This is a genomic window from Pseudomonas sp. WS 5059 (genome assembly GCF_012985525.1).
Classification (GTDB): Bacteria; Pseudomonadota; Gammaproteobacteria; order Pseudomonadales; family Pseudomonadaceae; genus Aquipseudomonas.
In genome coordinates, this window is record NZ_JAAQWO010000008.1 from 100,608 (window position 1) to 121,011 (window position 20,404).

Consider the following 20,404-nt stretch of genomic DNA (forward strand, 5'->3'; position numbering starts at 1 on the left):
AGTCCGACTGGCCTGCGTTCTCCAGGGCCTGTGACCTGCCAGGGAGTTCGCGGTACAAGGGTCAGCGATTTTGACGCGCTACAGGCGCGTCGTAGGGAAGGTAAGCAAGATGGTACAGGTGAGAGCACACCAGCCGATCAACACCGACGGCAGTATCAATCTCGAGGCATGGCTGGATCATGCCATCAGTGTCGATCCGGCACTGGACCGTGAAGCCTTGAAAGCCGCCTGCGAGTTCGCTCGCGAGGCTGAACAGCAAGACAATGCGGCCAAGAATCTTTGGGCCGAAGGAACCTCCAGTTTTCGTACCGGGCTTGAAATCGCCGAGATCCTCGCCGACCTCAAGCTGGATCAGGATTCGCTGATCGCCGCGGTGCTCTATCGCGGCGTGCGCGAAGGGCATATCGCGTTGCCCTTGGTCAGCCAGCGTTTCGGCGCGGTGGTGGCCAAGCTGATCGATGGCGTGCTGCGCATGGCCGCGATCAGCGCCAGCCTCAGCCCGCGCCAGTCGATGGTGCTGGGCACCCAGGGCCAGGTGGAAAACCTGCGCAAGATGCTGGTGGCGATGGTCGACGACGTGCGCGTCGCCCTGATCAAGCTGGCCGAACGCACCTGCGCGATCCGTGCGGTGAAAACCGCCGATGACGAAAAGCGCAACCGTGTCGCCCGCGAGGTCTTCGACATCTATGCGCCCCTGGCCCACCGCCTGGGGATCGGCCATATCAAGTGGGAGCTGGAGGACTTGTCCTTCCGCTACCTCGAACCCGATCAATACAAACAGATCGCCACCCTGCTGCATGAGCGGCGGCTGGACCGTGAGCGCTTTATCAGCGATGTGATGGGCCAGTTGCGCTCGGAGTTGCAGGCCACCGGTGTCGAGGCCGATATCAGCGGTCGCGCCAAGCACATCTATTCGATCTGGCGCAAAATGCAGCGCAAGGGCCTGGCCTTCAGCCAGATCTACGACGTGCGCGCCGTGCGTGTGCTGGTACCGGAAATGCGCGATTGCTACACCGCGCTGGGCATCGTCCACACCCTGTGGCGGCATATTCCCAAGGAATTCGACGACTACATCGCCAACCCCAAGGAAAACGGCTACCGCTCGCTGCACACCGCGGTGATCGGCCCCGAGGGCAAGGTGCTGGAAGTGCAGATCCGCACCCACGCCATGCACGAGGAAGCCGAGCTGGGGGTTTGCGCGCACTGGCGCTACAAGGGCACCGACGTCAAGGCGGGCTCCAACCAGTACGAAGAGAAAATCTCCTGGCTGCGCCAAGTGCTGGAGTGGCACGAGGAACTGGGCGATATCGGCGGCCTGGCCGAGCAGTTGCGGGTGGATATCGAGCCTGACCGGGTCTACATCTTCACCCCCGACGGCCACGCCATCGACCTGCCCAAGGGCGCGACGCCGCTGGACTTCGCCTATCGCGTGCACACCGAGATCGGCCACAACTGCCGTGGCGCCAAGATCAATGGGCGCATCGTGCCGCTCAACTACAGCCTGCAGACCGGGGAACAGGTCGAGATCATCACCAGCAAGCACGGCACGCCGAGCCGCGACTGGCTGAACCCGAACCTGGGCTACATCACCACATCGCGGGCGCGGGCGAAGATTGTCCACTGGTTCAAGCTGCAGGCGCGGGACCAGAACGTCGCCGCCGGCAAGACCCTGCTCGAACGCGAACTGGGACGCCTGGGCCTGCCCCAGGTGGATTTCGACAAGTTGGCCGAAAAAGCCAACATGAAGATTGCCGAGGATATGTTCGCCGCCCTCGGCGCCGGCGACTTGCGCCTGGCGCAACTGGTCAACCTGGCCCAGCAGTTGGTGGAACCGGAGCGCGGCAGCGAGCAACTGGAGCTGATTCCGCGCAAGGCCACGGGCTACAAGCCGGGCAAGCGCGGCGATATCCAGATCCAGGGCGTGGGCAACCTGATGACCCAGATGGCCGGCTGCTGCCAGCCGTTGCCGGGCGACGCGATCGTCGGCTACATCACCCAGGGCCGTGGGGTGAGCATTCACCGCCAGGATTGTGCCTCGGTGTTGCAACTGGGCGGGCGCGAGCCGGAGCGGATTATCCAGGTCAGCTGGGGCCCGGTGCCGGTGCTCACCTACCCGGTGGACATCATCATCCGCGCCTACGACCGTTCGGGGTTGCTGCGTGACGTCTCGCAAGTGCTGCTCAACGAGCGGATCAACGTACTGGCGGTCAACACCCGCTCGAACAAGGAGGACAACACTGCGTTGATGTCCCTGACCATCGAGATTCCGGGGCTGGACGCGTTGGGGCGGCTGCTGGGGCGTATTTCCCAGTTGCCGAACATCATCGAGACCCGGCGTAACCGCACGCCATGAGTCGCTGGATGAGTGCGGCCTGAAATGTGGGAGCGGGCTTGTGTAGGAGCTGGCTTGCCTGCGATGCAGGCGCCTCGGTCTACCCGATACCGAGGTGCCTGCATCGCGGGCAAGCCCGGCTCCCACATTTGCTCGGTGGTTTTCCCACTTGATCGGATAGAGAACGATGTATTCACTTGAAGACCTGCTACACCTGATGAACCGCCTGCGCGACCCGCAATACGGTTGCCCGTGGGACATCAAGCAAACCTACGCCAGCATCGTGCCCCACACCCTGGAAGAAGCCTACGAAGTCGCCGACGCCATCGAGCGCGGGGATTTTGATCATCTGCAAGGCGAGCTGGGCGACCTGTTGTTCCAGGTGGTGTATTACAGCCAGTTGGCCCGGGAAGAAGGGCGCTTCGAGTTTGCCGGCGTGATCGACAGCATCACCCGCAAGCTGATTCGCCGCCATCCCCATGTGTTCCCCACCGGTGACCTGTATGCGCCGCTGGATATTCCTCAGTTAAACGAAGAGCAGGTCAAGGCGCGCTGGGAGCAAATCAAGGCCGAGGAGCGCGCAGAAAAATCCGACGCCCCGCAGCAGCTGTCCCTGCTCGATGATGTGCCTACCGCCTTGCCATCCCTGTCTCGCGCGGCCAAATTGCAAAAGCGCGCCAGCCAGGTCGGCTTCGACTGGCCGGCGGCGTTGCCGGTGGTGGATAACGTACGTGAAGAGCTCGATGAAGTGCTCCAAGCCATGGCCGACAACGACCCGGCAGCGATTGCCGATGAAGTCGGTGACCTGCTGTTTGCGGCGGTCAACCTGGCGCGGCACCTCAAGGTGGACCCGGAAACCGCCCTGCGCGGTGCCAATGCCAAATTCGAAAGGCGATTCCGATTTATCGAACAGGCATTGCGCGACACCCACCGTCCCATGGAAGATTGCACCCTCGAAGAGTTGGACGCCCTATGGGGCGAAGCCAAACGCCAGGAAAAGAATGTGTCCAACTGCGGTTGAGCAGTTGCCTAAGTGAGTAAGCACCATGAGCATTTCCCTTCGCGACCAGTTGCTCAAAGCAGGCCTGGTCAATCAGAAGCAGGCCAAGCAGGTCGGCAAAGACAAGCAGAAGCAGCAGCGCCTGGTTCACAAAGGCCAGGCCCAGGCCGATGACACCCAGCAGCGCCTGGCCCTGGAAGCGCAGGCCGAGAAGGTCAAGCGCGACCAGGAGCTCAACCGCCAGCAGCAGGAAAAGGTCGAGGCCAAGGCCCGTGCCGCGCAGGTCAAGCAATTGATCGAGACCTCGCGCCTGCCCAAGTTGACCACCGAGGACTACTACAACTTCGTGGACGACAAGAAGGTCAAGCGCCTGTCGGTCAACACCTTGATGCGCAACAAGCTGAGCAACGGCTCGTTGGCGATTGTCCATCACGGCGGCGGCTACGAAGTGATCCCGCGGGAGGCCGCGCTGAAAATCCAGGAGCGCGCCCCTGAGCGTATCGTGCAGATGAACATCCTCACCGAGGCCCAGGTGCCGGATGAAGATGATCCGTATGCCGCCTACCAGATCCCTGACGATCTGATGTGGTAAGGCGTTAAAACAACAAACCCCGCTCAAAAGGCGGGGTTTGTGTTTATAGGCACTGCGGCTGCGTGGGCCGGGTGGCTATGGGATTTCAGTTACTCAGGAGCTAGATGCCTGGCGTCTCATTTCGAGGGTTTCGAGCTCGTTTTTATAGTTATGGGCGTCGCACTCGTTGTGAAACATACCGACCAGCAGGTCTTGTTGATGTACATCCCAGATATGAATTCCGTGGGCCAGGGCCTCGTGGGACATATGGGCATCGTCGCGTTCCGTTACTTTTACTGTCATCTGCTTGCTCCAGTCTCTGGTTGATCTGCGGCAAGGCGTCGCAGGCCTTTGTTATATATTTTGTTAGCTTGCTAAGTAAACTGACTTTGCGCGCAACAATTCATTGCAGCAAACGCAACAATGCTCCAGGCCACGTAAACCGCGACATTGCGTCGCAGGGGGCGGGGTTTTATGACAAAAGTTTCATGTTTGAGTGAGGCTTTGGCCGTGAGCCGGGCATCCCACCGCTATCGCAGGCAAGCCAGCTTGGAATGCGCTCACCTGTGGGAGCTGGCTTGCCTGCGATAGATAGCGCCAGTCGCCTCACCACAAACTCCAGGCGAAAAAAAGCCCCGCATTTAGCGAGGCTCTTTCAACCCATCAACGATCAGATGCCTTTCACAACCTTGCCATTGACCGTGCCGTCCAACAGCATGATGTTGTATTCCTTGCCGTCGGTTTCGACTTGCTGCAGGCGAACCAGCAGGTAGTCCCAATCCTTGGCAAACCACATCACGGTGGTGCGCTTGCTTTGCGTCGGGTCGCGCACGCGTTCAACCTTGATGGCGTCGATCTTGCCGGCCTTGGTGTCGACTTTCTCGGCACCCAGCACGCGGAAGTCATAGGTGTCGACTTCGCCGTCATCCACCACCTGGTAGCTCATGGTTTTCTTGCCGGCGGCCACGTCATGCTGCAGGGCCAACTGGTAAGTGGATTTGTCGACCATGCCACGGTTCAGCGGGATCTTCACTGCATCGCCGCGATCGGTACCGGTGACCATCTTGGCGGTCCAGTCGAAGTCCAGGTCGGCTTTCTTGGCTTTACCCAGCCCACCCCGTTCAAAGTGGTAGGACTGTGGCAGCAAAGTATCCTTGTCCAGGGTCAAGGTACTTGTTTCGGTCAGGCTGGCGATCATCATCGAGGCCTTGAAGCTGAGCTTCCAGGTACCGTCGGCGGTTTTTTCCAGGCTGCGTTCCGCAGTACCGCTCATGGGCAACTGCTTCCAGTCGGCGGTATAGCTGGCGGAGAAAGGCTGAAGATCTGCCGCGTGCACGGTAGGCAGGGCAAGCAGAGCAAAAGCGAAGAGCAGGGCGCGACGCATAAAATCTCCTAGGTACGAATCAAGTGGCCGCTGGCCGCAAGTAACTGGCCGTCCAACAATGCACCCTGTTCACCGAGAACCAAGCGTCCTTCGGCAAACCAGCGAACCGCCAGCGGGTAAATCCTGTGTTCCTGGGTGTGAACCCGTTGCGCAAGGCTCTGCGCTGAGTCCGCAGACTCTACCGGAACTACTGCCTGTACGACCAGTGGCCCGCCATCGAGTTCCTCGGTGACAAAGTGCACGCTGCAGCCGTGCTCTGTATCGCCGGCCTCAAGGGCCCGCTGGTGAGTGTGTAACCCTTTGTATTTGGGCAGCAGGGAAGGGTGGATATTCAGCAGGCGCCCCTGGTAATGGCGCACGAAATCAGCGCTGAGAATGCGCATGAAGCCGGCGAGCACCACGAGTTTGGGGTTGAAGGCGTCGATCAGTTCGATCAAGGCTGCATCGAAGGCCTCGCGACCTTCGAACGCCTTGTGATCCAGGGAGCGGGTATCGATACCCGCGTCCTGGGCGCGTTGCAGGCCGTAGGCGTCGCTGCGGTTGGAAATCACCGCAGCGATGCGCACCGGGCTGTCGCCGGCGCGCGTGCTGTCGATCAGGGCCTGCAAGTTACTGCCGGTGCCGGAGAGCAGCACCACGACATCACAGGTTGCTGGCATCAGTGAGCCTTGAGGTTCTTCAGTTCAACCTGGGCAGCGCCTTCGGCAGCGGTGGCGATCTGGCCGATCACCCATGGCTGCTCGCCGGCTTCACGCAGTACGTTCAGCGCGCTTTCCACGTGTTCTTGCGCCACGCAGATGACCATGCCCACGCCGCAGTTCAGCACGCGGTGCATTTCGGTTTCGTTGACGTTGCCTTTCTCTTGCAGCCAGTCGAAGACCGCCGGGCGCTGCCAGCTGGCCACGTCGACGATGGCCTGGGCGCCTTTTGGCAGCACGCGCGGGATGTTGTCCAGCAGGCCGCCACCGGTGATGTGGGCCATGGCCTTGACTGCGCCAGTGTCCTTGATCAGCTTGAGCAACGGCTTGACGTAGATGCGGGTCGGGGCCATCAGCAGGTCGGTCAAAGGCTTGCCATCGAGCTGGGTGTTCTCGATGTCGGCGCCGGACACTTCGATGATCTTGCGGATCAGCGAGTAGCCGTTGGAGTGCGGGCCGGACGATGGCAGGGCCAGCAGGGCGTCACCGGCAGCTACCTTGGAGCCGTCGATGATCTCGGCTTTTTCCACGACGCCGACGCAGAAGCCGGCCAAGTCGTAGTCTTCGCCTTCGTACATGCCCGGCATTTCAGCGGTTTCGCCGCCGACCAGGGAGCAACCCGACAGTTCGCAGCCAGCGCCGATACCGGTGACCACTTGTGCAGCGGTTTCCACGTTCAGTTTGCCGGTGGCGTAGTAGTCGAGGAAGAACAGCGGCTCGGCACCGCATACCACCAGGTCGTTGACGCACATGGCCACCAGGTCGATGCCGATGGTGTCGTGCTTGTTCAGGTTCAGCGCCAGGCGCAGCTTGGTGCCCACGCCGTCGGTGCCGGAGACCAGCACAGGCTGCTTGTAGCCGGCCGGGATCTCGCAGAGGGCGCCGAAACCGCCCAGGCCACCCATGACTTCGGGGCGCGCAGTGCGCTTGGCGACGCTCTTGATGCGTTCGACCAATGCTTCACCGGCGTCGATGTCTACACCGGCGTCCTTGTAGCTCAGGGAGGGTTGCTTGCTCATGATCCAGGCCTTTAGGGGGGGATTCAGGGGTAACGACCGATGCGGTGGGGGTACGGAAGTCGAACACTTCAGGACGCCCAGCCGTTGACGGTCTGCGAAGGCGCGCGATTTTATCAGGCTTGAGGGGCAGCGGCCATCCTCGGGCCGACGGGCAGGGGCATATGGTGCTAAAAAAACCTTAATCGGCGCCGCGATCGCCTGTATTAAGGTATAGCCTTTAACCCGCTATCGTTATGACAGTACGAAAACTTACCGGGGCCTTGTGAATGTTTTGCCGGTCGCTGTGGTCACAGCCTTGCTTAACCTTCTTCACGCGGCCTGTTCCAGCCGCTTTTTTGTCGTTCGGGAATCTTTTTTCATGGGTCTGAGTAGATATTTTTTTGTGGGCTGTTTGTCGTTGGTCAGCCTGGCCAGTCATGCCGAAACCGTTAATGGTCTTTATCAAGTGCTGGAGCCGGTCAGCAGCCAGGCGCCCGAGGAGCGCGCACAAGCTACCCAGCGCGCCCTGGAAACCCTGGTGATCCGCCTCACCGGCGACACCAAAGCCGCCCAGGGCCCTGGCCTGGCGGCAATTCGCAAGGATCCGCAACAGATCATCAGCCAGTACGGCTACGACGCCGGTCCGCCGGAAAGCCTGCAAGTGGATTTCGATCCGGTCAGCACCGACCGGGCCCTGCGCGATGCCGGCCTGGCGCTGTGGGGTAACAATCGGCCATCGATCCTTGGCTGGTGGCTCAGCGATTCCACCGAAGGCAGCAGCCTGGTGGGTGATGGCCAGGCCGCTGCCGAGCCGCTGCGCCGTGCGGCCCAGCACCGGGGCTTGCCGTTGCGCCTGCCGCTGGGTGACCTCGATGAACAGATCGTTGCCACCGCGCCTAATCTTGAGAGCGCAGATCCCGCGCCCCTGCGTTCGGCCTCCGAGCGTTATGGCGCCGATGCGCTGCTGGCGGTGCATGCCCGTGAAGACGCGGGCCAATGGCAAGCCAAGTGGCGCCTGTGGCTGGGTGACAAAGCCGAGCAGGGCACCGTACAGGGCGCCGACACTGCGGCCTTGGCCGATGCCGTCTTGCTGGCGGTCAGTGAGCGGCTTGCCCCACGGTTTGCGGTAAAAGCCGGGGTGTCGAGCGAGCAGTTGCTGCAAGTGCAGGGCATGACCCTGGAACGCTACGCCGCCCTCGGTCACCTGCTGGAGCCCTTTGGTGCGCAGTTGCAGCGAGTGGATGGCGACCGGATCGTCTATCGGGTCAATGGCAGCAGCGAGCAACTGCGCAGCCAGTTGAGCCTGGCCAAGCTGCAGGAAGTGCCGGCCGGCGAGGCGCTCGCGCCACAACCTGTGCCGGCGCCAGTGGTCGAAGGCGCTTCACCGGCACCCGTGCCGCAAGCCGAGCCCGAGCCGCAGCTGCGTTTTCGTTGGTAAATGTTCTTCCTTATATAGAAGCAACTGACAGATGGAGTGGTTTATGGCGGATACGCGTCGTTGGGTGTGGCTTGGCGGGATTGTCCTGCTGTGCGTCTTTGTGTTCTTGCTGCATTCGATCCTGACGCCGTTCCTGGTCGCCTTGCTGCTGGCTTATCTGTTCGACCCGGTGGTCGATCGCCTGGAAAAACTCGGCCTGTCGCGCACCTGGGGCGTGGTGGCGGTATTTGCGCTGTTTACCCTGATCGTCATGGCGCTGCTGTTGGTGCTGGTGCCGATGCTGGCCAAGCAGATGATTCGCCTGTACGAATTGGCGCCGCAAATGCTCGACTGGCTGCAACACACGGCCATGCCGTGGGCGCAGTCCAAGCTCGGCCTGGCCGATGGCTTCTGGAAGTTCGACAAGGTCAAGGCCGCGATCAGCGAGCATATGGGCCAGACCACCGATATCGTCGGGGTGATCCTCAGCCAAGCCACGGCCTCCAGCCTGGCGCTGATCGGTTGGCTGACCAACCTGGTGTTGATCCCGGTGGTGGCGTTCTACCTGCTGCGTGACTGGGACATCATGATGGCCAAGATCCGCAGCCTGCTGCCCCGTGATAGCGAGGAGCGCATCGTGTCCCTGGCCGGGGAGTGCCATGAGGTACTGGGTGCATTTGTTCGCGGGCAGTTGCTGGTGATGGTGGCGCTGGGGATTATCTACGCTGGCGGGCTAATGGCGATTGGCCTGGAACTGGGCCTGTTGATCGGCATGATCGCCGGCCTGGCGGCGATTGTGCCGTACATGGGCTTTGTCATCGGGATTGGCGCGGCGCTGGTGGCAGGCCTGTTCCAGTTTGGCGGCGACTTGTACCCGATGCTGGGGATTGTCGCGGTGTTTATGGTCGGCCAGGCCCTGGAAGGCATGGTGCTGACGCCGTTGCTGGTGGGCGACCGCATCGGCCTGCATCCGGTGGCCGTGATCTTTGCGATCCTGGCGGGCGGCGAGCTGTTTGGCTTTACCGGCATCCTCCTGGCGCTGCCGGTGGCGGCGGTGATCATGGTGCTGGTGCGCCATGTGCATGATGTGTACAAGGATTCGGACGTCTATACGGGCGCCGATGACCCTCAGTTGTAAGGCTGATCACAAACCCGGCTCAATGCCGGGTTTGTTACCTCTAGGGCTTGGCATTTAGCCATCGCGTCAAACAATCTCCAAAAAATCCAATGAGTTAACGCAAACCTTTGATTTTGCTTGTGGTCTGTTGCATTGTGCGCCCGGCGTCACGGGTATAAACTTTGCAAACTTTTCACAGAGGCCACTAACGGTTCGATTGGAACCGTTCAGTCAGCATGAAACCGATTCAGCTGCCCCTAGGTGTGCGTCTGCGTGACGACGCTACCTTCATCAATTACTACCCAGGCGCCAATGCCGCTGCACTCGGCTATGTCGAGCGGCTCTGCGAAGCCGACGCCGGGTGGACGGAAAGCCTGATCTACCTCTGGGGCAAGGACGGCGTGGGGCGGACCCACCTGTTGCAGGCCGCCTGCCTGCGTTTTGAGCAGTTGGGTGAGCCGGCGGTGTACCTGCCGTTGGCCGAGCTGCTGGACCGTGGCATCGGCATCCTCGACAACCTTGAGCAATACGAACTGGTGTGCCTGGACGACCTGCAAGCGGTCGCCGGCCGGGCAGACTGGGAAGAAGCACTGTTCCATCTGTTCAACCGCCTGCGCGACAGTGGCCGGCGCCTGTTGATTGCCGCGTCTACCTCGCCACGGGAATTGCCGGTCAAGCTGGCAGACCTCAAGTCGCGCCTGACCCTGGCGCTGATCTTCCAGATGCGCCCGCTGTCCGACGAAGACAAATTGCGGGCCCTGCAACTGCGTGCCTCGCGCCGTGGCTTGCACCTGACCGATGAAGTCGGGCATTTCATCCTCACCCGCGGTACCCGCAGCATGAGCGCGCTGTTCGACTTGCTCGAGCAGCTCGACCAGGCCTCCTTGCAGGCCCAGCGCAAGCTCACTATCCCCTTTCTCAAAGAAACCCTCGGCTGGTAGCCAGCCCTTTGAAACCGGGGCTCCTGGCAAATTCCAGGCGCCAGAAAACCTGCGCTTGAGCCGCTATGGCCACGCAAAAGGGTTTAAATGGGGTGTAAGGGCTTAGATGACATAGGTCAAACAAGAAGTCACATAGATCACGATTGAATTTGCAAATCGATGTCATAGAAGGCATAGTCTCGACTTCTTTACATATCAGCCACGGTCGTGCCCATGCTAAATCGCTTCGCACCCCTCGTGCCTCTCGCACTCGTTACCCTGTTGTTTGGTTGCGCCACCCACCCCCAGCAGGTGGTCGAGCAGCAAAAGCCGCAACAACAGCATCAAGCCAAATTCGTCGCAGCACAGTCTTCTTCTGTTTATGAAGAAGAGATGGCGACCGAAAAAGAACTGGCCCAGTTCGCCGATAGCAAGCCTTATCAGCTGCCGCTGCTGGCCGATAGCATTCTCGAACGCGGCATGTCCCTGATCGGTACCCGTTACCGTTTCGGCGGTACCTCTGAAGCCGGTTTCGACTGCAGTGGCTTTATCGGCTATCTGTTTCGTGAAGAGGCCGGCATGAACCTGCCGCGCTCCACCCGCGAAATGATCAACGTGGATGCACCGTTGGTCGCACGGAACAACCTCAAGCCTGGCGATCTGCTTTTCTTCAGTACCAATGGCCGTGGTCGTGTCAGCCACGCCGGTATCTACTTGGGCGATGACCAGTTCATCCACTCCAGCAGCCGTCGCAGCGGTGGGGTGCGGGTCGATAAGCTGGGCGACAGCTACTGGAGCAAAACCTTCATCGAAGCCAAGCGTGCATTGGCGATGGCCCCGACTACCGTTACCGCTCGCAAGTAAAGTTAAAGTGATACTTGAAGTTTGACGCGTAACCGCTAGAATCCTGAGATATTGTTGCGAACCTGACCGCGCAAGCTTGCTTGCGCGGTCTAGTTTTCAGCGTTCGGCAGCGAAAGCCGCATCCAGATCAGGATTGTTCTGCCCATGTCGACCTCGGCCCGCCTAATTCTTCTTGTTTGCGCCGCACTGCTCAGTGCCTGCGCCAGCCGTCCTCCTCCTGCGCCTGTGGCCGTCAAGCCCAAGCCGGTCTTCAACTACGCCACCCAGAACTTTTCGCCAGCGGCTGAAGATGTGCTGTTTCGCGCCCTGGGCCTGGTCGGCACGCCTTATCGCTGGGGCGGCAATACGCCGGATTCGGGATTTGATTGCAGTGGCCTGATTGGTTTTGTCTACCGCGATGCCGCTGGTATCTCCCTGCCGCGCACCACTCGCGAGTTGATCGTGATGCGGGCCCAGGACGTGCGTGAAGATGCGCTGCAGACCGGTGACTTGCTGTTCTTCGCCACGGGCGGCGGCTCGCAGGTCAGCCATGCCGGCATCTATGTGGGTGAAGGGCGTTTCGTCCATGCACCGCAAACCGGCGGTACGGTGAAGCTTGATACCTTGTCCAAGGCCTACTGGCAGAATGCCTATCTGAGCGCCAAGCGCGTATTGCCGTCGGAGCATCTGGCGCGTAACCCCTAGAAGGGGGCGTCGGTTTTGCGAGTGGCCATATGCTCCAAATAGCCCACCAGCAACTCCAGGTCGGCCTCTGGCAACACGCTGGCGGGAAACGCCGGCATCTTGGCTTGCGGCCAATGCCTCAGGCTCTGGGGATCACGGATGTAACGCTTGAGAAAGTCGCCGCCGAAATATTCGGTGGGGCTGTAGGGTAGATTCAGGTCCGGGCCTACCTGCGCGTCACCCGCGCCGTTTAGGCGATGGCAGGCCAGGCAGTTCTTCTGGAACAGTGCGAACCCCTGGTTGACCGGATCGTCCACCGCCAGCGCAGGGTCCGGCAGCAGCGCCGGGAAGCGTTCGGCAACGGTTTTCAACTGTTTGATCGTCGAGATCTGGAAGGGCCATTGTTCCGGGCTGATCCCGCTCGCCAGGGGTTGGGTCCACACCAGGTAAAACGGCCCGGCGCTGGGCTTGCCCTTGGCCAGCGGGGGCCATGGCTGGGCCGGATCCTCCACCGCCAACCACGCCTGGGCGCCGCTTTGCGAAAGCAGCGGGGCGGCAGCCAGTTCGGCGGCGAAACCATCGAGCGCTACCGCCTGCACATGGTTCTGCGCCAACACGCCCGGCAAGAGTACGGCCAGCGGTACTGCGCGATAGGTCATGTTGCGCTTGTAGGAAACGTCATCAACGATCTGCACGGTTTGCGCTGCCGGGTGCTTGAGCAACTCGGCGGTTTGCCAGGTTGTGCGGCTGTGATCCAGCTCGATGGTCAACGAGGCGGCGCTGGCGGGGCAGGCCAGGATCAGCATCAGCAGGACGATAATGTGTTTCAAGGCGAGTCCCATGTGGCAGTGGCGGTCTGGGCTCAGGATACCGGACATCGACGACGAAACCGTACGCAAAAAAGACAGCCCCGGTCACGGGAACGCTCTACGCGGTTTCCCGGGCGGTGCTGCCAAAGGCTGCAATGTCTAGGTGTGATCGGCCCGCTCAACCAATGATCTTGGTCAGGTTGGGCAAAATCAGAATCAGTGTGGTGGCGAAGAGAATGAGCCCCGCCTGGCGGACTTTCGATTGTTTGAACATGGCTGACTGCCTTTTGTTGTTATTCCTGAGCGTCAAATGCGCCGATGCAAGCACCATCATTGACTACGTTAGGCCTGCGAGATGGCATTTTTCTTACAGCTGCTCCAGCAAGACCCGGCAGCAGCGTCATACACTTCTTACTGATTCAACCTTAGAGCCCATGTCGGGCGTGGCTTAGATCGCTTTCATATCAACTTAGATTGAAATCCTTTTAAAAACGCATGAGGCATATGGCCATCTTCGCGCCAGCCCCTTGGCTAGACAGCTAAAACGATTAACCTGGGGTTTTCGCCAGCCTCCTACCGTTCGTCTGAGCGTGCTCGTCAAGGCCAATGAGCGCATCGGTCATTGAATCTGCCCTGGCGGCGCTTAAGGTAAGGGCACGGTCGGCTCTCCCCTTGAGAGCTCCATTGCACAGTGGTTCGAGGACGTCATGACCCAAGCTTTGATCTTTGATGCGATACGTACGCCCCGGGGCAAAGGCAAGGCCGATGGCGCCTTGCACAGCGTCAAGCCGGTGAACCTGCTGGCCGGCTTGCTCAGCGCCCTGCAACAGCGCAGTGACCTGGACACGCGCCAGGTGGATGACATCGTGCTCGGTTGCGTCACGCCAGTCGGGGACCAGGGCGCGGATATCGCCAAGACGGCCGCGTTGGTAGCCGACTGGGACGTCAGCGTCGCCGGTGTGCAGGTCAACCGCTTCTGTGCGTCGGGCCTGGAGGCGGTCAACCTTGGGGCGATGAAGGTGCGTTCCGGCTTCGAGGACCTGGTGGTGGTCGGCGGTGTCGAGTCCATGTCCCGCGTGCCCATGGGCAGCGATGGCGGTGCCTGGGTGCTGGACCCGCAGACTAATATGCACAGCCACTTCACGCCCCAGGGGATTGGCGCCGACCTGATCGCCACCCTGGAAGGCTTCAGCCGCGAAGATGTCGACACCTTCGCCTTACACTCCCAGCAGAAAGCGGCGCGGGCCAGATCAGATGGTTCCTTCAACAAATCCCTGATCCCGGTGCAGGACCAGAACGGCATCGTACTGCTCGATCACGACGAATTTATCCGTGGCGACTCGACGCTCGAAGGGTTGGGCAAACTCAAGCCGAGCTTCGAAATGATGGGGCAGATGGGCTTCGATGCCACGGCCTTGCGGGTCTACAGCCATGTCGAGCGCATCCAGCATGTGCACACACCGGGTAACAGTTCCGGGATTGTCGATGGCGCGGCCTTGATGCTGATCGGCTCCGAGGCCCGGGGCCGTGAATTGGGCCTGCAAGCGCGTGCGCGTATCGTCGCCACCGCCGTCACCAGTACCGATCCGACCATCATGTTGACTGGCCCCGCGCCGGCCACCCGCAAGGCCCTGGCCAAGGCCGGCCTGCGGGTCGAGGACATCGACCTGTTCGAGGTCAACGAAGCCTTCGCCTCGGTGGTGCTCAAGTTCATCAAGGACATGGGCATCGACGCCGCCCGGGTCAATGTCAATGGTGGCTCAATTGCCATGGGCCACCCACTGGGGGCCACGGGGTGCGCGATCCTCGGCACCTTGCTCGACGAGTTGGAGGTGCGCCAGCAGCGCTACGGCCTGGCCACGCTCTGTGTGGGCGGCGGCATGGGTATCGCCACCATTATCGAACGCCTCTGAGCCTAAGGAATCTGTCATGACCGACGCCATTCGTTACGAAAAAGGCCAGGACCAGATCGTGGTGCTGACCCTCGACATGCCCGGCCAGAGTGCCAACACCATGAACGCCGCCTACCGCGAGGCCATGGCCGCCACCGTCGCACGCCTGGATGCGGAAAAGGATGGGATTGCCGGGGTCATAATCACCTCGGCGAAAAAAACCTTCTTTGCCGGCGGTGACCTCAATGAGCTGATCAAAGTCGACAAGCCCCATGCCAAGGCGTTCTACGACATGGTCCTGGGCCTGAAGGCGCAGTTGCGCAGCCTGGAAACCCTCGGCAAGCCGGTGGTGGCCGCGATCAACGGCGCCGCCCTCGGCGGTGGCTGGGAGCTATGCCTGGCGTGCCAGCACCGCGTGGCGCTGGATCATCCAGCCGTGCAGATCGGCTTGCCGGAAGTCACCCTCGGCCTGTTGCCGGGCGGCGGCGGGGTGGTGCGCATGGTGCGCATGCTGGGTCTGGAGAAGGCCTTGCCGTACCTGCTGGAAGGCAAGAAGATCAGCGCGCAGAAGGCCCTGCAAGCCGGGTTGATCGACGAGTTGGCGGCGGATCGCGATGAACTGCTGGCCAAGTCCCGGGCCTGGATCCTGGCCAACCCGACGGCCAAACAGCCTTGGGATATCAAGGGTCACCAGATTCCAGGTGGCACACCGTCCAATCCAAAAGTCGCGCAAATGCTCGCCATTGCGCCGTCGATCCTGCGCAGCAAAACCAATGGCTGCTTCCCGGCGCCGGAGAAAATCCTCTGTGCGGCCGTGGAGGGCGCCCAGGTGGACTTCGACACCGCGCACCTGATCGAGACCCGCTACTTCACCGAGCTCACCACCGGCCAGGTGGCGAAGAATATGATCGGCACCTTCTGGTTCCAGCTCAACGAAATCAACGCCGGGGGCTCACGGCCTGCGGGGTTTGCGCCGTATGTCACGCGCAAGGTCGGCATCCTCGGCGCCGGCATGATGGGCGCGGGGATTGCCTACACCAGTGCATTGGCGGGAGTGGAAGTGGTGCTCAAGGACGTGACGCTGGCGGCGGCAGAGAAGGGCAAGGCCCACTCGGCGGCGCTGCTGGACAAGAAAGTCAGCCGTGGGCAACTGACGCCTGAGCAGCGGGAAAGCACCCTGGCGCGGATCCATCCTACAGACAGCGATGCCGACCTGGCCGGTTGCGACCTGATCATCGAAGCCGTATTCGAAGACCGTGACCTCAAGGCCAAGGTCTCGGCGGCGGCCCAGCGCGTCGTAGGCGCTGACGCGGTGATTGCTTCCAATACGTCCACCTTGCCCATCAGCGGCCTGGCGAATGCGGTGCCAGACCAAGGCAAGTTTATCGGCCTGCATTTCTTCAGCCCGGTGGAAAAAATGCCACTGGTGGAAATCATCAAAGGCGCCAATACCAGCGACGAAACCCTGGCTCGTGGTTTTGATTTCGTACTGCAAATCAAGAAAACCCCGATTGTGGTGAACGACAGTCGCGGCTTTTTCACCTCGCGGGTATTTGGCACCTTCACCAACGAAGGCATCACCCTGCTCGGCGAAGGCGTGGCTGCGCCGATGATCGAGACCGAAGCGCGCAAGGCCGGGATGCCGATTGGTCCGCTGGCGATTTCTGACGAAGTTTCCCTCAGCCTGATGAGCCATATCCGTCAGCAGACAGCCAAGGATCTGCACGCCGAAGGCAAGACGCTGCCCGAGCATCCGGCGTTTGCGGTGATCGACCTGTTGCTCAATGAGTACAAGCGCCCGGGCAAGGCGGCGGGCGGTGGTTTCTACGAATACCCCAGCGGTGGCCAGAAATACCTGTGGCCAGAACTCAAGGCACGCTTCGAGAAGCCCGGCCAGCAGATTTCGGCACAGGATGTGCGCGACCGCCTGCTGTTTATCCAGGCCATCGAAACAGTGCGGTGTGTGGAGGAGGGCGTGTTGATGTCCACCGCCGATGCCAATATTGGTTCGATCTTCGGCATCGGCTTTGCGGCGTGGACCGGCGGGGCGCTGCAGTTTATCAACCAGTACGGTTTGAACGACTTCGTGGCGCGGGCGCGTTACCTGGCCGAGCAATACGGCGAACGGTTCACCCCGCCAGCCTTGTTGCTGGAAAAGGCCGCCCAGGGCACAACGTTCTAACCTCCTGACAGGTCATGGGTGGGGGCTTGCCTTGAAAGGGTATTTCAGGGCAGGCTGGCGGGTGTGCGTTATTCCCATCACCGTGTCAGGTATTTTTTATGTCGCTACGCGTCTGCATTCTGGAAACCGATATCCTGCGTCCGGAACTGGTCGATCAATATCAAGGTTACGGGCAGATGTTCCAGCGCCTGTTTTCGCAGCAGCCGATTGCCGCCGAATTCGTCGTCTACAACGTGATGCAAGGCCACTACCCGGCGGACAGCGAAGTGTTCGACGCGTACCTGGTCACGGGCAGCAAGGCGGATTCCTTCGCTACCGATCCGTGGATCGAAACCCTCAAGGCCTACCTGCTGAACCGTTACGAGCGGGGCGACAAGCTGCTCGGCATCTGTTTCGGCCATCAACTGCTGGCGCTGTTGCTGGGCGGCAAGAGCGAGCGGGCGAGCCAGGGCTGGGGCGTGGGCACGCACAACTATCAATTGGCCGCCAAGGCGCCGTGGATGAGCCCGGTGGTAGAAGAACTGACCCTATTGATCAGCCATCAGGACCAGGTCACCGCCTTGCCGGAAAACGCCACGGTGATCGCTTCCAGCGATTTCTGCCCGTTTGCCGCTTATCACATCAATGATCAGGTGCTGTGCTTCCAGGGGCATCCGGAGTTTATCCACGATTACTCCCGGGCCTTGCTCGACATTCGCCAGCTCAACCTTGGCGAACAGATCTACCAGCAGGGCGTCGCCAGCCTTGCCCATGACCACCACGGGGTAACCGTGGCGGAATGGATGATGCGTTTTGTAGCCCACAAGCCGCAGGTCGCCTGACCCCGGCCGGCCGGGGTGGGCAGGTTACAGCCACCCCGAGCGCTTGAAGCTGGCCCACAGGCCCGTACACCCCACCGCGATAAATCCCAGCACCGCAAAATAGCCGTAGTGCCATTGCAGTTCCGGCATGTTCTGGAAGTTCATCCCATAGATCCCGGCCACCGCCGTGGGGAATGCGAGGATCGCCGCCCAGGCTGCAAACTTGCGCTGCACTACGCTCTGGCGCGAGGCTTCGAGCAGCACGCCGATCTCGATGGTCTGGCTGGCGATGTCGCGCAGGGTCGAAAGGTCTTCCATCTGCCGCGTGACGTGGATCTCTACATCGCGAAAGTATGGGCGCATGTTCTTGTCGATAAACGGGAAGCTCAGCTTTTGCAATTCCTCGCTGATTTCCACCATTGGCGCCACATGCCGGCGCAGCCGCAGTACGTCGCGGCGTAGGCCGTGCAGGTTCTGGATATCGCGCTCGTTCAGGGAGTTGCACAACACGTTGTGCTCCAGCGCATCGATCTCGGCATGAATCGCCTCACTCACGGGCTGGTAGTTTTCGGTGACAAAATCCAGCAGGGCATAGAGTACGAAATCTTCCCCGTGCTCCAGCAGTAGCGGCCGCGCCTCACAGCGCTGGCGTACATAGCCGTAGGACGCCGAGTGGCCGTTGCGCGCGGTGATGATATAGCCGTTGCCGGCAAAAATATGGGTCTCGATAAACTCCAGCTTGCCTTCATGGCGCACCGGCGAATAAGTCACGATAAACAGTGCGTCGCCAAAGGTTTCCAGCTTCGGCCGGCTGTGTTTTTCGAGGGCGTCTTCGATGGCCAGTTCATGCAGGTTGAACTGGCGTTGCAGGTTGGCCAGTTCCTGGGCGTCGGGCTCTTCCAGGCCGATCCATACAAAGTGATCAGGCTTGGCCGCCCAGGCGGCGCCTTCATCGAGGGTGATATCCCGGACTTTTTTACCGGCGCTATAGACGGCCGCCGCAACAACTCTACCCATAATGCTGATCGCTTCTTCACAAGTGGCAGTAACCGGCCAGCTTAGCCTGAAACGCCACATTGTAGGAGCCGGCTTGCCGTCAGGTTTTTTGCAGTGTTTTATCCATGGCTTCAATGCACTCGACCATTTGCGTCCGGCACTTCTCCATCAGCCCGGGCATGTCATCCATCGTCAATCCTGTTGTAGGAATCGGCGCCAATGACCGGATCAAGATATCGCCACTGTTCCAGCGATTGAGCTTCATCTGCGTCACATAGGTACTGACGCACACCGGCACAATCGGCACTCCGGCGGCAATCGCCATTTGGAACGCGCCCTTCTTGAACGGCAGCAACGATTCACCCAGGTTGCGTGTGCCTTCCGGAAACACCCAGATCGAGGTTTCTTCGTGTTGCAGGGTATGGGTGGTGGTCAACATCGACCGCCGCGCCTTCTGCGCATTGCCCCGGTCAATCAACACATTGCCCGCCAGCCAGAACAGTTGCCCGAACAGTGGCACCCACTTCAGGCTTTTTTTGCCGATGCACACGGTGCGATAGGGCACCACATTGCCGAACACGAACAAATCATAGTTGGACTGGTGGTTGGCAATAATCACGCAACTGCTCGGCTTGTTGCGCAGCGAGTCCACTTGCGGCTTGACCCGCAGCCGCAGGATCCACATGGCCGGCAGAGCATACAGGCGTGCGCACAGGCGGCTGTTATCCGGATTGAACGGCCGGCAGATCCCCAGCAGCACGCCCAGCACACCGGCAATCAGAAAATGCAGGCCCATCAATAACATGCGTAAACAATAGAGCATCGACACGGACCATCGGGACAAAAGGTGGCGCAGTGTACGGACGTGCACTGTATTCGGCAATTACCCCTGTAGAGGTAGGAGATGGGCGATGTTTAAGTACATGTTTCAGCAGATGGAGACAGATGCCATCTAGAGCGGTTGCAAGGTGATTCAGAACGCACTGTAAGAAAAAGCCCGACACAGGGTCGGGCTTTGTTTGATGCGGTCTCGGGAGACTCAGCCCAGATGTTCCTGGTCCTGAATGATCGCGTTATCCAGCAGATCCAGCAGGGCTTTACGCACCTTCAACTTGGTTTGCTTGTGGGCGTTCATATTGATCTTCTTCAACTGCCGCGCCGCTTCCAGGGCCGCGGCTTGCAGCTCTTCGGGTGCCACCACCTTATCGAGGAAACCGGCGCTCAAGGCGTCCTGCGGGGTGAACATCTCGGCATTGATCACCGAACGATGAAACGCCGACTTACGCAGGCGATCGCGGGCCAGTTCAATCCCGGCATGGTGCATGGTCATGCCGATCATCACTTCATTCAGACCAATGCTAAAGGGCCCCTCGACACCAATCCGGTAATCGACCGACAGCAACAGGAACGCCCCCTTTGCCACCGCATGCCCAGGGCACGCGACAATCACCGGAAACGGGTGCGACAACAGGCGACGCGCCAGGGTCGAACCCGACGTCACCAGGCTGACCGCCTCTTTAGGGCCGGCCGTCATCACCTTCAAATCATAACCACCCGACAGAATCCCCGGCGTACCGGTGATAATCACCACCGCGCGATCCTTCTCGGCCTGGTCCAGCGCTTCATTAAACGCACTGACCACGGCAGGGGAAATGGCATTGACCTTACCGTTGCTCAAGGTCAGGGTCGCGATACCGTCTTCGAGGTGGTAGGCAATCAACTCACTCATGACGCGATTCCTTGTAATACGTTTAATAGAAG

Annotated in this window: 19 protein-coding genes; 11 read left to right on the forward strand and 8 right to left on the reverse strand. The window is 60.5% G+C overall.

Annotated elements, in window-relative coordinates; translation table 11 throughout:
• Window positions 1-109 precede the first annotated feature (109 nt).
• The 3 genes from relA (at window position 110) to HBO12_RS22770 (ending at window position 3,924) form a co-directional block, all read left to right on the forward strand.
• Window positions 110-2,353 (forward strand): GTP diphosphokinase, encoded by a 2,244-nt coding sequence (gene relA, locus HBO12_RS22760; RefSeq protein ID WP_169956980.1) that lies wholly within the window; start codon window positions 110-112, stop codon window positions 2,351-2,353.
• A 166-nt stretch (window positions 2,354-2,519) separates the two neighbouring features.
• Window positions 2,520-3,353, forward strand: a complete 834-nt coding sequence (gene mazG, locus HBO12_RS22765) for a nucleoside triphosphate pyrophosphohydrolase (protein WP_170043284.1) — start codon at window positions 2,520-2,522, stop codon at window positions 3,351-3,353.
• 25 nt (window positions 3,354-3,378) lie between these two features.
• The gene (locus tag HBO12_RS22770) at window positions 3,379-3,924 is read left to right on the forward strand and encodes a DUF2058 domain-containing protein (protein ID WP_076963006.1); all 546 of its coding nucleotides are present in this window, start codon (window positions 3,379-3,381) and stop codon (window positions 3,922-3,924) included.
• A gap of 93 nt (window positions 3,925-4,017) precedes the next feature.
• On the opposite strand, the gene HBO12_RS22775 is transcribed toward HBO12_RS22770, so the two are convergent.
• From HBO12_RS22775 to purM, 4 genes are all read right to left on the reverse strand, one after another.
• Window positions 4,018-4,206 (reverse strand): hypothetical protein, encoded by a 189-nt coding sequence (locus HBO12_RS22775; protein WP_032857031.1) that lies wholly within the window; start codon window positions 4,204-4,206, stop codon window positions 4,018-4,020.
• 367 nt (window positions 4,207-4,573) lie between these two features.
• Window positions 4,574-5,287: a DUF3108 domain-containing protein gene (locus HBO12_RS22780; RefSeq protein WP_170043285.1), complete on the reverse strand. Its 714-nt coding sequence runs from the start codon at window positions 5,285-5,287 to the stop codon at window positions 4,574-4,576.
• Between the two features lie 8 nt (window positions 5,288-5,295).
• Window positions 5,296-5,946 carry a phosphoribosylglycinamide formyltransferase gene (purN, locus tag HBO12_RS22785; RefSeq protein WP_169956984.1) on the reverse strand — a complete coding sequence of 217 codons (651 nt, stop codon included), beginning with the start codon at window positions 5,944-5,946 and terminating at the stop codon, window positions 5,296-5,298.
• Entirely contained in the window at window positions 5,946-7,004 is a 1,059-nt protein-coding gene (gene purM, locus HBO12_RS22790; protein ID WP_169956985.1) for a phosphoribosylformylglycinamidine cyclo-ligase, read from the reverse strand. Before purM ends, purN begins: the two co-directional genes overlap by 1 nt.
• A gap of 358 nt (window positions 7,005-7,362) precedes the next feature.
• On the opposite strand from purM, the gene HBO12_RS22795 reads away from it, so the two are divergent.
• The 5 genes from HBO12_RS22795 (at window position 7,363) to HBO12_RS22815 (ending at window position 11,985) form a co-directional block, all read left to right on the forward strand.
• The gene (locus tag HBO12_RS22795; protein WP_170043286.1) at window positions 7,363-8,421 is read left to right on the forward strand and encodes a DUF2066 domain-containing protein; all 1,059 of its coding nucleotides are present in this window, start codon (window positions 7,363-7,365) and stop codon (window positions 8,419-8,421) included.
• A gap of 43 nt (window positions 8,422-8,464) precedes the next feature.
• Window positions 8,465-9,538, forward strand: coding sequence for an AI-2E family transporter (locus HBO12_RS22800; RefSeq protein WP_169956987.1), 1,074 nt, complete (start codon window positions 8,465-8,467; stop codon window positions 9,536-9,538).
• 215 nt (window positions 9,539-9,753) lie between these two features.
• On the forward strand, window positions 9,754-10,458 hold the full coding sequence (hda, locus tag HBO12_RS22805; RefSeq protein WP_029292403.1) for a DnaA regulatory inactivator Hda: 705 nt from the start codon (window positions 9,754-9,756) through the stop codon (window positions 10,456-10,458).
• A 213-nt stretch (window positions 10,459-10,671) separates the two neighbouring features.
• Window positions 10,672-11,301 carry a C40 family peptidase gene (locus HBO12_RS22810; RefSeq protein WP_170043287.1) on the forward strand — a complete coding sequence of 210 codons (630 nt, stop codon included), beginning with the start codon at window positions 10,672-10,674 and terminating at the stop codon, window positions 11,299-11,301.
• Between the two features lie 144 nt (window positions 11,302-11,445).
• Window positions 11,446-11,985 (forward strand): C40 family peptidase, encoded by a 540-nt coding sequence (locus HBO12_RS22815; protein WP_169956988.1) that lies wholly within the window; start codon window positions 11,446-11,448, stop codon window positions 11,983-11,985.
• Here HBO12_RS22815 and HBO12_RS22820 read toward each other — a convergent pair.
• The gene (locus HBO12_RS22820; protein WP_170043288.1) at window positions 11,982-12,794 is read right to left on the reverse strand and encodes a c-type cytochrome; all 813 of its coding nucleotides are present in this window, start codon (window positions 12,792-12,794) and stop codon (window positions 11,982-11,984) included. The two genes, HBO12_RS22815 and HBO12_RS22820, sit on opposite strands and share 4 nt — an antisense overlap.
• A gap of 686 nt (window positions 12,795-13,480) precedes the next feature.
• On the opposite strand from HBO12_RS22820, the gene HBO12_RS22825 reads away from it, so the two are divergent.
• The 3 genes from HBO12_RS22825 (at window position 13,481) to HBO12_RS22835 (ending at window position 17,668) form a co-directional block, all read left to right on the forward strand.
• Window positions 13,481-14,686: an acetyl-CoA C-acetyltransferase gene (locus tag HBO12_RS22825; protein WP_169956990.1), complete on the forward strand. Its 1,206-nt coding sequence runs from the start codon at window positions 13,481-13,483 to the stop codon at window positions 14,684-14,686.
• 16 nt (window positions 14,687-14,702) lie between these two features.
• A complete protein-coding gene (locus HBO12_RS22830; RefSeq protein ID WP_170043289.1) occupies window positions 14,703-16,847 on the forward strand; it encodes a 3-hydroxyacyl-CoA dehydrogenase NAD-binding domain-containing protein in 2,145 nt (714 codons plus the stop codon).
• A 98-nt stretch (window positions 16,848-16,945) separates the two neighbouring features.
• Window positions 16,946-17,668 (forward strand): amidotransferase, encoded by a 723-nt coding sequence (locus tag HBO12_RS22835; protein WP_169956992.1) that lies wholly within the window; start codon window positions 16,946-16,948, stop codon window positions 17,666-17,668.
• 24 nt (window positions 17,669-17,692) lie between these two features.
• On the opposite strand, the gene HBO12_RS22840 is transcribed toward HBO12_RS22835, so the two are convergent.
• From HBO12_RS22840 to HBO12_RS22850, 3 genes are all read right to left on the reverse strand, one after another.
• Window positions 17,693-18,664: a magnesium and cobalt transport protein CorA gene (locus HBO12_RS22840; protein WP_169956993.1), complete on the reverse strand. Its 972-nt coding sequence runs from the start codon at window positions 18,662-18,664 to the stop codon at window positions 17,693-17,695.
• A 79-nt stretch (window positions 18,665-18,743) separates the two neighbouring features.
• Window positions 18,744-19,466 carry a 1-acylglycerol-3-phosphate O-acyltransferase gene (locus HBO12_RS22845; protein ID WP_170043290.1) on the reverse strand — a complete coding sequence of 241 codons (723 nt, stop codon included), beginning with the start codon at window positions 19,464-19,466 and terminating at the stop codon, window positions 18,744-18,746.
• 216 nt (window positions 19,467-19,682) lie between these two features.
• The gene (locus tag HBO12_RS22850) at window positions 19,683-20,372 is read right to left on the reverse strand and encodes a crotonase/enoyl-CoA hydratase family protein (protein ID WP_169956995.1); all 690 of its coding nucleotides are present in this window, start codon (window positions 20,370-20,372) and stop codon (window positions 19,683-19,685) included.
• Window positions 20,373-20,404 lie beyond the last annotated feature (32 nt).

Bases quoted from the DNA above. Each gene is read 5' to 3' on its own strand.
- HBO12_RS22810 (WP_170043287.1), top strand. From the start codon at position 10,672: ATGCTAAATCGCTTCGCACCCCTCGTGCCTCTCGCACTCGTTACCCTG.
- HBO12_RS22830 (WP_170043289.1), top strand. From the start codon at position 14,703: ATGACCGACGCCATTCGTTACGAAAAAGGCCAGGACCAGATCGTGGTG.
- purN (WP_169956984.1), bottom strand. From the start codon at position 5,946: ATGCCAGCAACCTGTGATGTCGTGGTGCTGCTCTCCGGCACCGGCAGT.
- HBO12_RS22795 (WP_170043286.1), top strand. From the start codon at position 7,363: ATGGGTCTGAGTAGATATTTTTTTGTGGGCTGTTTGTCGTTGGTCAGC.
- HBO12_RS22850 (WP_169956995.1), bottom strand. From the start codon at position 20,372: ATGAGTGAGTTGATTGCCTACCACCTCGAAGACGGTATCGCGACCCTG.
- HBO12_RS22800 (WP_169956987.1), top strand. From the start codon at position 8,465: ATGGCGGATACGCGTCGTTGGGTGTGGCTTGGCGGGATTGTCCTGCTG.
- HBO12_RS22775 (WP_032857031.1), bottom strand. From the start codon at position 4,206: ATGACAGTAAAAGTAACGGAACGCGACGATGCCCATATGTCCCACGAG.
- HBO12_RS22825 (WP_169956990.1), top strand. From the start codon at position 13,481: ATGACCCAAGCTTTGATCTTTGATGCGATACGTACGCCCCGGGGCAAA.
- purM (WP_169956985.1), bottom strand. From the start codon at position 7,004: ATGAGCAAGCAACCCTCCCTGAGCTACAAGGACGCCGGTGTAGACATC.
- relA (WP_169956980.1), top strand. From the start codon at position 110: ATGGTACAGGTGAGAGCACACCAGCCGATCAACACCGACGGCAGTATC.
- HBO12_RS22840 (WP_169956993.1), bottom strand. From the start codon at position 18,664: ATGGGTAGAGTTGTTGCGGCGGCCGTCTATAGCGCCGGTAAAAAAGTC.
- HBO12_RS22815 (WP_169956988.1), top strand. From the start codon at position 11,446: ATGTCGACCTCGGCCCGCCTAATTCTTCTTGTTTGCGCCGCACTGCTC.
- HBO12_RS22835 (WP_169956992.1), top strand. From the start codon at position 16,946: ATGTCGCTACGCGTCTGCATTCTGGAAACCGATATCCTGCGTCCGGAA.
- hda (WP_029292403.1), top strand. From the start codon at position 9,754: ATGAAACCGATTCAGCTGCCCCTAGGTGTGCGTCTGCGTGACGACGCT.
- HBO12_RS22845 (WP_170043290.1), bottom strand. From the start codon at position 19,466: ATGCTCTATTGTTTACGCATGTTATTGATGGGCCTGCATTTTCTGATT.
- HBO12_RS22780 (WP_170043285.1), bottom strand. From the start codon at position 5,287: ATGCGTCGCGCCCTGCTCTTCGCTTTTGCTCTGCTTGCCCTGCCTACC.
- HBO12_RS22770 (WP_076963006.1), top strand. From the start codon at position 3,379: ATGAGCATTTCCCTTCGCGACCAGTTGCTCAAAGCAGGCCTGGTCAAT.
- mazG (WP_170043284.1), top strand. From the start codon at position 2,520: ATGTATTCACTTGAAGACCTGCTACACCTGATGAACCGCCTGCGCGAC.